This window comes from Gordonia sp. OPL2 (genome assembly GCF_003797825.1).
Taxonomy (GTDB): domain Bacteria; phylum Actinomycetota; class Actinomycetes; order Mycobacteriales; family Mycobacteriaceae; genus Gordonia.
On the sequence record NZ_RKME01000024.1, the window covers coordinates 40,619 to 53,941 of the forward strand.

25 protein-coding genes are annotated in these 13,323 nt (G+C 66.9%); all 25 read left to right on the forward strand.

Annotated elements, in window-relative coordinates:
• The first annotated feature begins 47 nt into the window (after positions 1 to 47).
• On the forward strand, positions 48 to 524 hold the full coding sequence (locus EEB19_RS19855) for a hypothetical protein (RefSeq protein ID WP_187589081.1): 477 nt from the start codon (positions 48 to 50) through the stop codon (positions 522 to 524).
• Positions 521 to 874 carry a hypothetical protein gene (locus EEB19_RS19860; RefSeq protein ID WP_187589082.1) on the forward strand — a complete coding sequence of 118 codons (354 nt, stop codon included), beginning with the start codon at positions 521 to 523 and terminating at the stop codon, positions 872 to 874. The genes EEB19_RS19855 and EEB19_RS19860 overlap by 4 nt, the downstream gene beginning before the upstream one ends.
• Entirely contained in the window at positions 867 to 1,133 is a 267-nt protein-coding gene (locus tag EEB19_RS19865; RefSeq protein ID WP_187589083.1) for a hypothetical protein, read from the forward strand. The genes EEB19_RS19860 and EEB19_RS19865 overlap by 8 nt, the downstream gene beginning before the upstream one ends.
• The gene (locus EEB19_RS19870; protein ID WP_187589084.1) at positions 1,133 to 2,005 is read left to right on the forward strand and encodes a hypothetical protein; all 873 of its coding nucleotides are present in this window, start codon (positions 1,133 to 1,135) and stop codon (positions 2,003 to 2,005) included. The genes EEB19_RS19865 and EEB19_RS19870 overlap by 1 nt, the downstream gene beginning before the upstream one ends.
• Positions 2,002 to 2,175 carry a hypothetical protein gene (locus EEB19_RS19875; RefSeq protein WP_187589085.1) on the forward strand — a complete coding sequence of 58 codons (174 nt, stop codon included), beginning with the start codon at positions 2,002 to 2,004 and terminating at the stop codon, positions 2,173 to 2,175. Before EEB19_RS19870 ends, EEB19_RS19875 begins: the two co-directional genes overlap by 4 nt.
• A complete protein-coding gene (locus EEB19_RS19880) occupies positions 2,172 to 2,690 on the forward strand; it encodes a hypothetical protein (protein ID WP_187589086.1) in 519 nt (172 codons plus the stop codon). The genes EEB19_RS19875 and EEB19_RS19880 overlap by 4 nt, the downstream gene beginning before the upstream one ends.
• The gene (locus EEB19_RS19885) at positions 2,690 to 3,184 is read left to right on the forward strand and encodes an HNH endonuclease signature motif containing protein (RefSeq protein ID WP_187589087.1); all 495 of its coding nucleotides are present in this window, start codon (positions 2,690 to 2,692) and stop codon (positions 3,182 to 3,184) included. The genes EEB19_RS19880 and EEB19_RS19885 overlap by 1 nt, the downstream gene beginning before the upstream one ends.
• The gene (locus EEB19_RS19890) at positions 3,181 to 4,710 is read left to right on the forward strand and encodes a DNA cytosine methyltransferase (protein WP_187589088.1); all 1,530 of its coding nucleotides are present in this window, start codon (positions 3,181 to 3,183) and stop codon (positions 4,708 to 4,710) included. The genes EEB19_RS19885 and EEB19_RS19890 overlap by 4 nt, the downstream gene beginning before the upstream one ends.
• Entirely contained in the window at positions 4,707 to 4,916 is a 210-nt protein-coding gene (locus tag EEB19_RS19895) for a hypothetical protein (protein ID WP_187589089.1), read from the forward strand. The genes EEB19_RS19890 and EEB19_RS19895 overlap by 4 nt, the downstream gene beginning before the upstream one ends.
• A gap of 106 nt (positions 4,917 to 5,022) precedes the next feature.
• Entirely contained in the window at positions 5,023 to 5,985 is a 963-nt protein-coding gene (locus EEB19_RS19900; protein WP_187589090.1) for a DUF5131 family protein, read from the forward strand.
• The gene (locus EEB19_RS19905; RefSeq protein ID WP_187589091.1) at positions 5,982 to 6,455 is read left to right on the forward strand and encodes an ASCH domain-containing protein; all 474 of its coding nucleotides are present in this window, start codon (positions 5,982 to 5,984) and stop codon (positions 6,453 to 6,455) included. Before EEB19_RS19900 ends, EEB19_RS19905 begins: the two co-directional genes overlap by 4 nt.
• A complete protein-coding gene (locus EEB19_RS19910) occupies positions 6,455 to 6,832 on the forward strand; it encodes a DUF4326 domain-containing protein (RefSeq protein ID WP_187589092.1) in 378 nt (125 codons plus the stop codon). Before EEB19_RS19905 ends, EEB19_RS19910 begins: the two co-directional genes overlap by 1 nt.
• The gene (locus tag EEB19_RS19915) at positions 6,829 to 7,263 is read left to right on the forward strand and encodes an HNH endonuclease (protein WP_187589093.1); all 435 of its coding nucleotides are present in this window, start codon (positions 6,829 to 6,831) and stop codon (positions 7,261 to 7,263) included. Before EEB19_RS19910 ends, EEB19_RS19915 begins: the two co-directional genes overlap by 4 nt.
• Positions 7,260 to 7,409 (forward strand): hypothetical protein, encoded by a 150-nt coding sequence (locus EEB19_RS19920; protein ID WP_187589094.1) that lies wholly within the window; start codon positions 7,260 to 7,262, stop codon positions 7,407 to 7,409. Before EEB19_RS19915 ends, EEB19_RS19920 begins: the two co-directional genes overlap by 4 nt.
• Positions 7,399 to 8,424 (forward strand): hypothetical protein, encoded by a 1,026-nt coding sequence (locus EEB19_RS19925; RefSeq protein WP_187589095.1) that lies wholly within the window; start codon positions 7,399 to 7,401, stop codon positions 8,422 to 8,424. Before EEB19_RS19920 ends, EEB19_RS19925 begins: the two co-directional genes overlap by 11 nt.
• Positions 8,417 to 8,575 carry a hypothetical protein gene (locus EEB19_RS19930; RefSeq protein ID WP_187589096.1) on the forward strand — a complete coding sequence of 53 codons (159 nt, stop codon included), beginning with the start codon at positions 8,417 to 8,419 and terminating at the stop codon, positions 8,573 to 8,575. Before EEB19_RS19925 ends, EEB19_RS19930 begins: the two co-directional genes overlap by 8 nt.
• Entirely contained in the window at positions 8,572 to 9,315 is a 744-nt protein-coding gene (locus EEB19_RS19935) for a hypothetical protein (RefSeq protein ID WP_187589097.1), read from the forward strand. Before EEB19_RS19930 ends, EEB19_RS19935 begins: the two co-directional genes overlap by 4 nt.
• The gene (locus EEB19_RS19940; protein WP_187589098.1) at positions 9,312 to 9,869 is read left to right on the forward strand and encodes a hypothetical protein; all 558 of its coding nucleotides are present in this window, start codon (positions 9,312 to 9,314) and stop codon (positions 9,867 to 9,869) included. The genes EEB19_RS19935 and EEB19_RS19940 overlap by 4 nt, the downstream gene beginning before the upstream one ends.
• Positions 9,869 to 10,210, forward strand: coding sequence for a hypothetical protein (locus EEB19_RS19945; protein WP_187589099.1), 342 nt, complete (start codon positions 9,869 to 9,871; stop codon positions 10,208 to 10,210). The genes EEB19_RS19940 and EEB19_RS19945 overlap by 1 nt, the downstream gene beginning before the upstream one ends.
• Entirely contained in the window at positions 10,207 to 10,905 is a 699-nt protein-coding gene (locus EEB19_RS19950) for a hypothetical protein (RefSeq protein ID WP_187589100.1), read from the forward strand. The genes EEB19_RS19945 and EEB19_RS19950 overlap by 4 nt, the downstream gene beginning before the upstream one ends.
• 282 nt (positions 10,906 to 11,187) lie before the next feature.
• Positions 11,188 to 11,403: a hypothetical protein gene (locus EEB19_RS19955; RefSeq protein WP_187589101.1), complete on the forward strand. Its 216-nt coding sequence runs from the start codon at positions 11,188 to 11,190 to the stop codon at positions 11,401 to 11,403.
• Positions 11,396 to 11,857: a hypothetical protein gene (locus EEB19_RS19960; RefSeq protein ID WP_187589102.1), complete on the forward strand. Its 462-nt coding sequence runs from the start codon at positions 11,396 to 11,398 to the stop codon at positions 11,855 to 11,857. Before EEB19_RS19955 ends, EEB19_RS19960 begins: the two co-directional genes overlap by 8 nt.
• 4 nt (positions 11,858 to 11,861) lie before the next feature.
• Positions 11,862 to 12,203, forward strand: coding sequence for a hypothetical protein (locus EEB19_RS19965; protein ID WP_187589103.1), 342 nt, complete (start codon positions 11,862 to 11,864; stop codon positions 12,201 to 12,203).
• Entirely contained in the window at positions 12,203 to 12,541 is a 339-nt protein-coding gene (locus EEB19_RS27035) for an HNH endonuclease (protein WP_262365798.1), read from the forward strand. Before EEB19_RS19965 ends, EEB19_RS27035 begins: the two co-directional genes overlap by 1 nt.
• 274 nt (positions 12,542 to 12,815) lie before the next feature.
• Positions 12,816 to 13,316 carry a phage terminase small subunit P27 family gene (locus EEB19_RS19975; protein ID WP_187589104.1) on the forward strand — a complete coding sequence of 167 codons (501 nt, stop codon included), beginning with the start codon at positions 12,816 to 12,818 and terminating at the stop codon, positions 13,314 to 13,316.
• Positions 13,317 to 13,323 lie beyond the last annotated feature (7 nt).

Genomic DNA, 13,323 nt, shown 5'->3' on the forward strand with positions numbered 1-13,323 from the left:
CCAACCTCTGATCGCCGGATCAGAACCACCAGAAGGGAATCCACACCATGACCACCTACGACGAGACGACCGACCTGCCGACCGAACATCACCAAGCGCCCGACGACATCGACAAGGCAACTCCCGACATCCCCCTCGGGTCCGGAATCGAGTACAACGGCGAGGTCGTCACCGAGGCGAAGGTCAAGTTCGTCGGCGGGGTGAGCCCCGCGGCGATCAAGAACCCGCCGAAGGAGGGCGAGCTCCGCGCGTACATCGTGCTCGGCAGAGCGCGAAAGCATCACTTCGGCAAGGTGAACGACGAGACGACGCTTGTCGTCGACGTCGAGCCGTACGTGGTCTACGACCGCGCGCTTGGCCCGTTCGGTGACCAGACCGAGCGCGGCCCGAACGACAAGGTCAAGACCGATCCCGACGACGACGTCTCGGACGAGGACAAGAAGGGCGGCCTGTTCGACGACGCCGGCGAGATCACCGGGGACCTCGACAGCGACGTCGCCGACGACGAGGACGGCGACCAGTGACCGACATCAGCGAACTCGTCGGCGAGCAGCTGTCGGACGAGATCAAGGAGCAGCTGGCCGAGATTCTCCACGCGGTGAAGGACGGGAAGAACATCGCGGTCAAGGTCGACGACCCGACATCAGGCTTGGCGAGCAGCGGGTTTCCCCAGACGCGCATCTTCTTGAGATCTCGCCGAGTCATCCTCCACCAGACGAAGGCCGGCCGCTGGCACTGGCGCCTGTTCTCGGCCGACGGAAATCGGGTCGACGCCCGGTCGGGTGACGGGTTCTCTCGCGAGGACTCGGCTCGCCGCGGCGTCATGCGCCAGTACCCGCACCTGCGGCTTGACATCGAGGTGCGTCGTGCCTGAAACGCCGACCACAGTCGTCAACATCCGATTCGAGGGCGTCGACGGGCTCCGTGAGAGTGTCACCGAGGCCCTCGTCGGCACCTGGGGCCAGGGGTTGGCCGATGGCTACGAACTCGCCTGCACCGTCATCGAGGAACTGGTGAAGCTCGGACCCGACACGAAACTCGCCGACGCCCTCGCCGGGCTCCGACTGGCCCAGGAGCAGCAGATTCAGAACGCGGCCGCTTTCGTCCCGACGTCGAGGCGGGGTGGCGAGTGATGCACGAGACCGGAGCATGGCTCACCCCCGACGGTCAGATCGTCGTCCGCTCGGCCGCCGGCATCGCTGACTGGGTGATGCGGTCCCAGGACGGAGCGGAGGTCTCCTATGCCGACGCACTCCCCGAGGGTTCGGTCCCGCTGGTCCGGGCGGACGAGGCGCAGTCGACGGCCGAATGGCTGATGTACGAACTCCTCTGGTCCGCCCTCGGGTTCGCCAAAGCGGGACCGTACTCACCGGAGAGCTTCGACTTCGTGATGCGGATCCGCGCGCTGGCCATCGACCGGGACGAGACCGAGCGGGAGCGGGTGAAGGCGCTCGAGCGGGAGCGAAACGCCGCCGAGCGGCTGCAGCAGCTACGGGAGTCTCCGGAGATGCGACTCGCGATCGCGCATCGGGACGACTGCAGGACGTATGAGGGCATCATCGAGGCGTCCATGGCGTCGCTCGGCGTCGAGAAGTACGGGGAGCTGCCCGAGGCTGCACGTAATGCTCGGCTCGTCGCTGAGTGGCTGATCGCCGAGGTCCGCTACCGCTACTCGCACTTCTACGACCGGATGCGGGCCGACCTCGACGGCGTCAGCCCTGAGGCGACGCGGCCGGCACACCTCCGGTTCGCCGCCACCATCATCGAGCAGACCGCGGTCCCGAAGGACCACGGCGGAGACGGCGAGGACCAGGAGCGCACCGCGCGGCAGCTGCGTGACGAGGCGAACCGGATCGAGACCGCGGCGGCTGCAGACGAGGACCTAGTCGAGGTAGCTGCCCGGGTCATCTGGGGATCACGGCTCGTCGCGAGCACGACCGACGCAGAGACCGCCGCGCACGCACTCCATTCCGCCGGGCTACTCCGGGACGGTGACGTCGCGTGAGCACTGATACCGAACAGCGCCTCCGCGACATGCCTCTCCAAGAGGCCGCCGCCACCCTGCTCGTCGTCCTCCCGATCGTCGCCCTCCTCGCGCTGGCAGAGCGACTCGACGAGTGGATTTACGACCGCCGGGTCGCGCGTGAGGATGAGCGGGAGCGGGGTGTGGCGTGAGCGACTTCGATCCCAACGACTTTCCACCAAAGTACAAGGCCGACATGGTCGCCGCGTATCCCGACATCGCCGCGATGACGGCCGACGAAGCGTGGTTCGCGACGCCGGCTGAGCGCGAGGAAGCGTTCGCCCGCGTCCTGGCCGCGAAGAACCTGCGTCGAACACATCAGCAGTTTCTCGACGACCTCCACCCGCCGAAGCCACCGGCTGAGCTGACTCGGGAGGAGCTGATCGAGTTGTGCACCGACGGCGTCGTGCCGCACGAGAAGTGGCGTGACCGCGACACCGCCGGAGCGCAGATCCAGCTCGGCCAGGCGCGCGCCCTGCTGGCCGCCGGATGCAAGTACCACATCCTCGTCGACGGTCGACTGAGCAGTGACAACGACACCGTCTGGGTCGAGATCACCTGGAATGGATTCGGACACTTCGACTATGGCGGCGAACCAGACGACAAGACGTTCTACATCCCGCAGCGGCGACGACTCGACCGCATCGACGGAGGTGACTGGTACTGATGAGCGACTACCCACCCGGCATGAAGCTCCGCCCGATCGGCGATCGCATCGACTTTCGCGGGCCTGTCCCCGAGGCCCGGCCGGACCTCGGACCGTGCTGGATCTGGACTGGTGCCCGCACCGCTAAGGGCTACGCCGAGCGAGTTCAGATCGACGGTGTACGGATTCAGCCATACCGGCTTCTCTGGACGATGCTGCACGGCCCGTTTCCGGCCGAGTTGGTGCCGGATCATCTGTGCCGCAACAGACTGTGCGTCAACCCCGCGCACATCGAGCCCGTCACCAGCCGCGAGAACACGATGCGAGGCGAGTCGTTCGCCGCGCGTCACGCTCTCGTCGACCGGTGCCCCAGTGGCCACCCATACGACGAGCAGAACACCCGCCGATACCGGGGGCGCCGGTACTGCCGCGCGTGCAACAACGGCGGGTCAGGTCGTTCAGATCGCGTCGAGGCCGCCGCCGACGTGCTCCGTGCTGCGGGGAGGCTGTCGTGACCCTCACCCTGACCGACCTCTTCTGCGGTGCCGGCGGCTCGTCGACCGGCGCGATCCAGGTGCCCGGTATCTCGGTCCGGATCGCCTCGAACCACTGGGATCTCGCCGTCGAAACACACAACACCAACCATCCCGACGCTGACCACCTGTGCGCCGACCTCTCCCAGATCTCGCCGCGCTACTTCCCCCGCACCGACATCCTGTGGGCGTCACCCGAGTGCACCAACCACTCGGTCGCGAAGGGCCGCAAACGCGAAGCCGCCCAGCCCGATCTGTTCGGCGAGGTGCTGCCCGACGCGGCGGCCGAACGCTCCCGGGCGACGATGTGGGACGTCCCGCGGTTCGCCGAACACCACCAGTACGACGCGGTGATCGTCGAGAACGTCGTCGACGCGTTCAACTGGGTGCCGTTCCGCGCCTGGCTGATGGCGATGGAATCCCTCGGCTACGACCACCACATCGTGATGCTCAACTCGATGCACGCCCAGACCCTCGGGCAGGGTGCACCGCAGTCGCGGGACCGCATGTACGTCGTGTTCTGGCGTCACGGCAATCGCCGACCCGAGCTCGAACGTGTCACCCGGCCCGACGCCGCGTGCCCCGACTGCGGGCCCGTCAAGGCGATGCAGTCGTTCAAGAAGACCGACGGCCGCTGGGGGCGGTATCGCGCGCAGTACGTCTACCGGTGCCCGTCGGTGAAGTGCCGCAACCAGATCGTCGAGCCTCTGTTCCGTCCGGCCGCCGAGATCATCGACTGGACACTCGAAGGGACACGCATCGGTGACCGTGCGCGGCCGTTGGCGGCGAAGACGATGGCCCGCATACAGGCCGGGATCGACCGGTACTGGGGACCATTCATCACCGAGCATCGTCACGAGTACCGAGTCCGCGACATCGAGCGTCCGATGCAGACGATCGCCGCGTCCGGCAACCACTTCGGTCTCGCGGTCCCGGTCGAGGGGCGCGATGGGAAGCAGGCCCAGCCGGTCACTCAGCCCTCGCGCACCATGACCACCCGCAACGAGACCGGGCTCGCGTTCATCGCAGAGCTGCGTGGCGGCGGGTCGAAATACCGGCCCGTCTCAGACCCGCTGTGCACCGTTACCGCGTCCGGGAACCACCACGGTCTGGTGACGACGTACTACGGCAAGGGTGGTGCTCAGTCGACCGACGAAGCGCTACCCACCGTGACGACCGTCGAGAAGCACGCGCTGCTGATGCGCAACAACACCGCTCGCGGTGACCAGGGCCAGATGTCGACCCCGGTCGACGGGCCGATCCGCACCATCACGACGAGCGGCCACCAGTCGCTCCTCGACGCCGACCGTCCGACCGTCGACATCGAGGACGTCCGGTTCCGGATGCTCGAACCCCGGGAGATTGTCGCCGCGATGGACTTCCCCGGCGAGTACGTCGTCCTCGGGAACCGGCGCGAGCAGGTGCGGATGGCGGGGAATGCCGTCACGCCGCCGGCTGCGCGGGACCTCGTCGGGGTCGTCGCTGAGTCGCTGGGGGTGGTGGCATGAGTGATCAGCTCGACATGTTCGCCGACCCGACCGTCGCGACTGAGTATGGCGTTCAGTTCCCCGCCACCGAGGACTGCAGTGCGTCGATCGCGGGCCCGTTCTACACCCTCGACGGCGCGATCCGTGCCGAGGACTTCAATCGCAGGAAGTTCGGCACTCCGGGTGAACTCGTCAGTCGCCGCGTCACCCCCTGGGAGCCGATCTGATGCCCGTCGGAGAGTTCCCCCGCTGCCCGAACTGCGGCTCCCCCATGAACGTTCACGGTCGGCTCTGTGTCGACTGTCAGCAAGGGAAGGTGAAGGTGGTGAAGAGATGAGCGACACGACGAAGATCGAATGGACCGACCGCACATGGAACCCCGTCACCGGATGCACGAAAGTCTCGGCGGGGTGCGACCACTGCTATGCCGAGACGATCGCCGAACGGTTCCGCGGCGGGCCGGCATTCCCGAACGGGTTCGACGTCCAGCTCCGCGAGCACAAACTCACCGAGCCGCTCCGCTGGCGGAAACCCGCCAGGGTGTTCGTCAACAGCATGTCCGACCTGTTCCACGACGCGGTGCCAGATGACTACATCGCGCAGGTGTTCGCCGTTATGGGCATGGCCCGACGCCACACGCTTCAGGTGCTCACGAAGCGGCACGGGCGCATGCGTTCCCTGTTGTCCAGCGAAGACTTCCAGGTACGAGTTGGCCAGTTTCGCTATCGGCTGGGGGATTCCGAACCTGTTGCTACTGATGTGTCATGGTCGTGGCCGCTCCCGAACGTCCATCTCCTCGTCTCGGTCGAGAACCAGCAGTGGGCCGACATCCGCATTCCCGCGCTGCTCGACACCCCGGCCGCAGTGCGGGGCATCAGCGCCGAACCGTTGCTCGGCGCGGTCAACCTGCATCCCGACCCGATTGCGTCTGATTCGGTGTTCTGGCTCGGGAACCTCGACTGGGTGATCGTGGGTGGTGAGTCCGGCCGCAACGCTCGGCCTATGCACCCCGACTGGGCGCGGTCCCTGCGCGACCAGTGCGAGCGCGCTGGCGTGCCGTTCCTGTTCAAACAGTGGGGCGAATGGGCGCCCCAGATGCCGACCGACTGGCGACGAGGCGACGTCGCGATCGATCGCGACGGCCCGGCGCACGTCCTCGGACAGTACGGCTTCGACGATCTTCCCATCGACGTTCGGCGCCGCTCCTACCTCATGCGTCGCGTCGGTACAAAGGCCGCGGGCCGTGAGCTCGACGGCCGCACCTGGGACGAGTTCCCCGAGGTGGTGTCGGCATGAAGGCACTGACGGTCCAACAGCCCTGGGCGTGGGCCATCGTCAACGGCGGCAAAACGATCGAGAACCGCACCGCCAACTGGTCCTATCGTGGGCCGCTCGCGATTCACGCCGGCCAACGCTGGTCTGACCGAGGCTCGCAGTCCGAGCTGGTGCACCAAGCCTGGTATGGCCAGCACCCCATCGGTTACACGATCGGTGGCCGGCTGCCCGAGTGGCAGTTCGAGAAGGGCGCGATCATCGGGGTCGTCGACCTCGTCGACATCCACCCCGACGCCGGATGCTGCCGCCCCTGGGGCGAGAGCCGCTACACCGAAGCCGGAGGCCGCCAGCGACGCCTCATCACCCACCTGCAGCTCGAGAACCCACGGCCGCTACGCGATCCGATCCCCGCGGCGGGGCAGCTCGGGTTGTGGACGCCGAACGGCGACATCGTCCGGATGATCGCGGACCAGCTCGGCGGTGATGTGTGATGCCGCAACGTATCCAGCGCAAGCGCACGAAGGACTGGCGGATGCCGGAAGGCACGATCTACGTTGGGCGGCCGAGCCAGTGGGGCAACCCGATCAACCTCTCCGACGTCGCCGCGCAGTACCCGAGTGTCGACGAGCTCGGAATCGCGTACATGGTCGTCCGCGACTTCGAGGTCCTCGCGCGACGCGGCCAGCTTCACCTGCCGAACTGGTGGTTCCTCGGCGGTGAACGCGGCCCCGTCACGTGGTTCTACCCATCGATCGATCTGATCCGCGCCGAGCTCGCAGGCCATGATCTCGCCTGCTGGTGCCCGCTTGACCAGCCGTGCCATGCCGACGTCCTCCTGGAGCTTGCGAACGGCGGTGCGGACCGATGAGCGCCGAGTGCCCGTGGCTCCCATACGGCGACACGGCCGGTGTCTGCGACCGCTGCGGCACCGAGCTGACGGGCCGCCAGACCCGCTGGTGCAGCGCCTCATGCATGAACGAGTGGCGCGCCCAGCACGACTGGGGAATGGCACGCGACGCGGCGAAGAAGCGCGACGGCCACCGCTGCGTGAAGTGCGGCGCCGAAGGGCAATACGACTGGCGTGAACCGGAGAACGCGGTCCGCCTCGAGGTGAACCACATCGCCCCGCGCGTCGGCCGCGGCTACGGGTTCGGCTGCCACAACCACCACGACAACCTCGAAACCCTCTGCCACCCGTGCCACGTCGGAGTGACGAAGCAGCAGGCGGCCGAGCGTCGCGCTCGCTTTGTTCAGGCGTCCGCCCCCTCGCTGTTCGACGTTGGGGGTGACCGCGCGTGATCGCCGCCGCAGTCCTCATCGCCGTCCTGGCCGCAGCCGGCGCGCTGGTGTGGCGGCTGAACGAACTCAATGCCCGCGCAGCGGAGCACAACACGATGACCGGCCGGACCGGTCCCGACGATCAGGAGGCGCACCGTGGCGCGTGAATACGCACCCATCAGACTCGACATCTGGACAGATGACGATTGGCGGAGCCTGACCCGAGATGCCCAGTGGCTCTACTTCTACCTGCTGACCTCGCCGACGCTGTCCTACTGCGGCGTCGCCGACTGGCGGCCCGGGCGGATCGCCGCAGCGGCGGACGACCTCACCGCCGACACCGTCCGCATGGCCGCCGCCGAGCTGATCGACCGGCTGTTCATCGTGGCCGACGAGGACTCGGAAGAGGTGCTCGTCCGGTCGTTCATCAAGCACGACGGACTGCTGCGGAACCCGAAGACGAGCGTCTCGATGGCCAACGCGTTCGCCGCCGTGGCATCCAAGACGATCCGCGGCGTCATCATCCACCAGCTCGTCCGACTGCACTCGGCAGCACCCGATCTGAAGGCCTGGACGGTCGAGAAGGTGACGGCCCTACTGCTCCGAGACAGCATCGATCCGGTCGATTTGCGGGTCGAGTTACCCCAGGACTACCCCCAAGATTTACCGGTAGATTTGCCCCAAGGTTTGGGTAACGGTTTGGGGGAAGATTTACCCCAAGGTTTGGGTGAAACCTACCCCGAGGATTTGGGGGAAGGGTCCCTACCAGCTCCTGCTCCAGCTCCATACTCCAGCTCCATTAGTGGTGGTTACGTAAGTGGGGAACGTAACGACGGCGACGAACTCGCCCCGAGCAACGACCCCCCACCATCAACCTGTCCTCGACACCCCGACGGCACCGACCGACCATGCGGCGCATGCGCTGACGCCCGCAAGGCTCGCGAACGCTGGGAGGCCGAGCTCGTCCAGGCCGAGAAGCGCGCCAAGGCGTCCCAGGCTCGAGCCACCGCAGCCCAGCGTCGCGCCGAGATCGACGACTGCGAGCTGTGTGACGACAGCGGATACACCAACGGCCGCGTCTGCAGCCACGACCCGGACGCCGTCGAGCGCAACCGCCGCGGCGCCGCCATGGCCCGAGCCGAACTCGAGCGGGCACTGGCGAAGCGGGGCGGCGATGACTGACCAGAAGTCCGCGGCCGAACTCCGCCGCGAGCAGGCCAACGAACGCCGAGCCGCGATCCGCCGCTGCGGCAGGTGTGATCCCAACGGCTGGCTCATCATCGCGGGCAAGGCGCACCGCTGCGACCATGGCGCGAAGGCGGACCCAGCGTGAGCGACATCCTCGACGAGATCGACGCCCTGATCGACGAGCAGCTCGCCGCCGGCGAAAGCGGCATGGCGGCCCGCGCTGCCAGCTCGACGCGGCGGTGCGGACACTGCGGCCGTGATTGGCATGGCATGGCGATCACCCGCCGCCTCGAAGAGATGCGCGCCGAATACCAGGCCCGCGCCGCCGACGCGTACTACAACCGCGGTGAGGAAGCCGAGCACGCTGAGTCCGCGATCCTCGACGGCTACCGCTACGACGAAGACGATTCGCCGGTCTTGTGCCCGGGCTCGGAGTTCATCGGACCGATGCCGGCGCCGCCGCGGTGCGAGTGCATGATGTGCCGAGACTTTCGCGCATCAGGCCTGTTCGACGAGAACGGCCGGTACATCGAGCAATTCGCCGAAGCCGAGAACCCCTGGGCGACAGCGTGGACCGTCACGATCCAACAGCGGAATCGCGAGGACCGGGAGCGACGCGAGGCGAGTCGATCAACCGAACTCGTGTCGGTCGAGTGGCTCGACAACGTGCTCGCCGACGCGGGACTCCCCGTGTCGTTCGAGCTGCGACGCGCTTGGGATGAACAGATTCGCAGGTTTCTCGAACGGATTATGACCTGGCCAAACCCGATCCTCATCGACGACCGGATCGCCAGCGTCGGGCTGTTCCAGCAGGTCATCTACGCCGTCGATCCCGCGGCTGACGGATCTGTCGGCATCGCCATGGTCGATGGGGGCGATCAGTGAGCATCGTCGGGATCGATCCCAGCCTCACTGCGACGGGGATCGCGATCCTCGACCGCGACTTCTTCGACGCCGCGACCGTCACGAAACTCACGGCCGTCGGACGCAAGGGCCGCGAGACCGACCGCCACCCCGAGCGATCAGACCGCATCGTCGCCCAGACCCGTCGGATTGTCGCCCACGTGCCCCCGGACGCGGCGCTCGTCCTGATCGAGGACATCCCCGAGGGGATCAACCGCCTGCCGTCGTACAGGGATCGATGCGTGCTGTGGGGTGGTGTCTACTCCACGTTGCGCGGTCGCGGTCTGCCGATTGTGGTCATCAACCCCACAACCCGAGCGGTCTGGGCGACCGGCAAGGGCACGAAGAAGCCCGACGTCCTCGCAGCCGTGCGGCTGATGTGGCCAGCGGTCCACATCGCCGACGACAACGAGGGCGACGCCCTGATCCTCGCCAGCATCGGTGCCCATCACCTCGGCTGGACGATGCCGTTCGAGACGAAGCCGAGACACACGACAGGCCTCGACAAGGTCGAGTGGCCGGAAGGGGTTGCCTGATGGGGCGGTTGAATCCGAACGAGGCCGAGATGTCGCTGGCGCGACGGCAGGTCGAGGTGGGGGCGCTCGCCGCCGAAGGCATGACACCCCAGCAGATCGCACATCGTCTCGGTCTCCACACGAACCGGGTCCTTCGGGATCTCGAGATGATGGAGTTCGACGACTACACGTACGACCGGCCGACCGGTCTCGACGAGTCGCACTGCGCCGGCAGCGGCCGCGAGCCGCTCGATGTGAGTCGGTACAGCGCCGGTCGCGGGAAGTGCTCCGGGTGTGGGCAGGTCCGCGCTATCCGCGCCGACGGCACGATGCGTCGGCACGCGAAGGACGGTGCGGCGTGAGCAATCGTCACCTGACCGACGCCGACCAGTTCTTCATCCTGCGCGCCGAGATCGACTATCTGAAGGGCAAACTCGAGGCCGTCGTCGACCCCGACCTCCTCGACGCGATGTACACCTCGCTGTCACCCGACGCCTCGATGGGATCGTTCGGCGGTGGCGGAGGGAGCAGGCAACAGCACTCCAAACCGCCGTATGCGATGCACATCGAGGCACTGATCGACGAGCTGCGCAACGAGCTCGCGACCGTTATCCGCGACATGTGCGAGACGCGCAAGGTCGAGTACACCGACGGCCAGGACGAACGGGCGATGGCCCGATGGCTGATCCAGAACCGCTACGGCCTGGCGATGATGCAGCAGGCGCCGGAACTGTTCGAGGGCCTGGTCACCGTCATCGACAAGTGCCTGCGGTCTGTCGGTCAGCTGCAGCCCGAGTATCGCGTCACCCCGACGAAGGTGAAAGCCGCAAACAAGCAGGTCGTGACTGGTCCGCAGGTCGAGAAACTCGCACGCCAGCTCGGCGATGAGGCACGCGGACTCACCCGTAAACGCGTCGACCATCTACGCAGGATCGGAGAGCTCGACGGCACCCAGGACGCGGAGAGCGGGACATGGTTCTACCACCTCGGCGACGTCATCGACGCGCACAAACGGGCGAAGCAGTACCGACGCGCCGGAAAGCCGCAGCCAGCGTGAACGCGACTTTGGGCCACCGAGGCGCTACGCTAGCCGCTGTAGGCGCTTCCCATCCCCGGGGGCGCCTTCAGTGTTTCCAAGATCCCCCGTCACGGCGCGCGACGCGCCAACCACTCCCCCGGTCGAGGTTCGATCCTGTTGCGTCGTGGATTCCGCACGGATCGCTCGGGACGCGACCGCGCCGTGACGGGCACCCCTCGGAGGTGATCGGTATGCTCGGCTGGCTCCTGTTCATCGCGGTCTACCCGATCACCCGCATCGCCCGCACGATCGGAGCGCGACATGCCTGAGTTTGCGACCGGCGGCGTCATGCCCCCCAACCGCAGCGCATCGAACCTCTTCCACGACTCCTTCCTGGAGTTGGAACAGGACCCCGGTTGCCCCAGCTCATTCATCCCGGCCGGACACAACCAGCGGTCGATTGCCATTCTCGAAAAGCTCCGGCGCGCCACCGACGAGGCATCGGTGACCATTCGCGAGATCGCGGACGATGCCTGAACGCGTCGTCCGCGCCGCCGACAGCATCGCGACCCGAACCGGTCCCGGCCGCTGGTGCACCGTCATGACCCCGTGCCCCGGCATCCTCTGGACCAACGACGACGACGCGATGGGGTTCGTCGCGATCGGCCAGGTCGACGACACCGTGTTCGACTCGACCGACGTCGACGAGCAGATGCAGGCCAACATCGACGCCGGCCTCGGATTCACCAAGGCATTCGACCTGATGGCCGCCACCCTCGGCAAGAACATCGAGACCGGCAGCCTGACGAACTGGAAGCCGTCGAAGATGCGTCGACGCCCCGACCTCGGGCCCGACCCCGTCGTCACCAGCACCGTCGAGGTCAAGCGCCTCGTCGTCGCTCAGGACGAGGCGGAGCAGTCCGCAGCCGAGCAGACCGCAACAGTCCTCGGCGCCGACGCTGCGCTGACCGACGCAGACGTCGAGGACTGACCGAATGAGACTCTCGCCCGCACAGCGCAAGGCCGCGTTCGACCAGATGGGCAACGGCTACCAGAAGCAGATGTTCCTGCTCGGCGTGAGGCTCAAGGCCGTCGCGTGGGAGGCGACCCAGGGTGGCGTGACCGAAGAGCAGAAGCGACGACTCGAATCCGAGCTCCTGCCCGCAACCCAGCGGATCAAGAGCAACCAGCGCCGCGCCGACAAGCGCGGACTCATGGCGCTGCAGATCCAGCGCGCTACATCGATCTTCGACGACATCTTCGGCGAGGATTGGCATCCGCGCGACGACAACCCGATCCAGCGTGAGTGCCAGGCCGAACTGATGATCTCGCTCTGATGCCCTCCGCGCCCGGCCGGGTGTGCAACCGCTGCCGCAAGGTCATCCCCGCCGGACAGAAGCGATGCTCGTGCAAACCCGCCTGGGAGGGTTCCAGCTACGGCAAGAGCGGGACAGACCGGAAACAGCGAGCGATTCGCGCCCAGCAGCTCCGAGACCACCCGATCTGCCAGTGGCCCGGGTGCACACGCCTCGCCACCCAGGGAGACCACATCCGCAACCTCGCGGCCGGCGGATCGAAGTACGACCCGGCCAACTACCAGAGCCTGTGCGAGCCGCACCACACCGAGAAGACCCAGCGCGAGGCTCGCGACGGGCGCTACGGACGGAAGCCGTAGCATAACCGCAGGTCACGAGCTATAATGGACGTAATCCGATGCCAGTCAACGGATTTCGCCACTCGGAACCTGCTGAGCAACACCGCATTTGGTCACCCGGGTAACACCCCCCAGAAGCCACAACCTGAGCGCGCAAAAAGGCGACCCCCAAGCCGGGCGCCTCCCCAGGCACCCTCTTCGATGGTTACCCACCCCCCGGGGGGTGGAAGACGCTGCTCGGGAATGTACACCGCCACAACGACTTTCATTCTATCACGCCGAGGAGGTGCCAACCATGGTCACTGGACCCGCGCCAGCTCCTCCCGCGCTGAAACTCCTCTCGGGCCGTTCCGAGGGCCGCGACTCTGGCGGTCGTGTCGTCACTCCCCCGCCGGACTTCCGTCGCATCCCGCCGAAGGCTCCGACGTGGTTGAGCCGTGAGGCCAAGGCGGAGTGGAAGCGCGTCGTCCCTGGTCTGTCTCGACTCGATCTGACGAAGGAGGAGGATCGGGCGGCGTTGTCTGCGTACTGCGAGACGTGGGCGACGTTCAAGGATGCGATTCAGGATGTCCGCAAGCGCGGCATCGTCGTCGAGAACCGCTCGATCCGTAAGGACGGGACCGAGTCGGTGTGGATGACGAAGAACCCCGCGCAGGCTGTGGCCGAACGAGCGAGCCAGCAGCTGCGGATGTGGTGTTCGGAGTTCGGGCTGACCCCATCGGCCGAGGGTCGCATCTCCTCGTCGTTCGGTGCGGTCGAGGGTGAGCCCGACGATGATGGCAACCCGTTCGCCTGATCTCTCC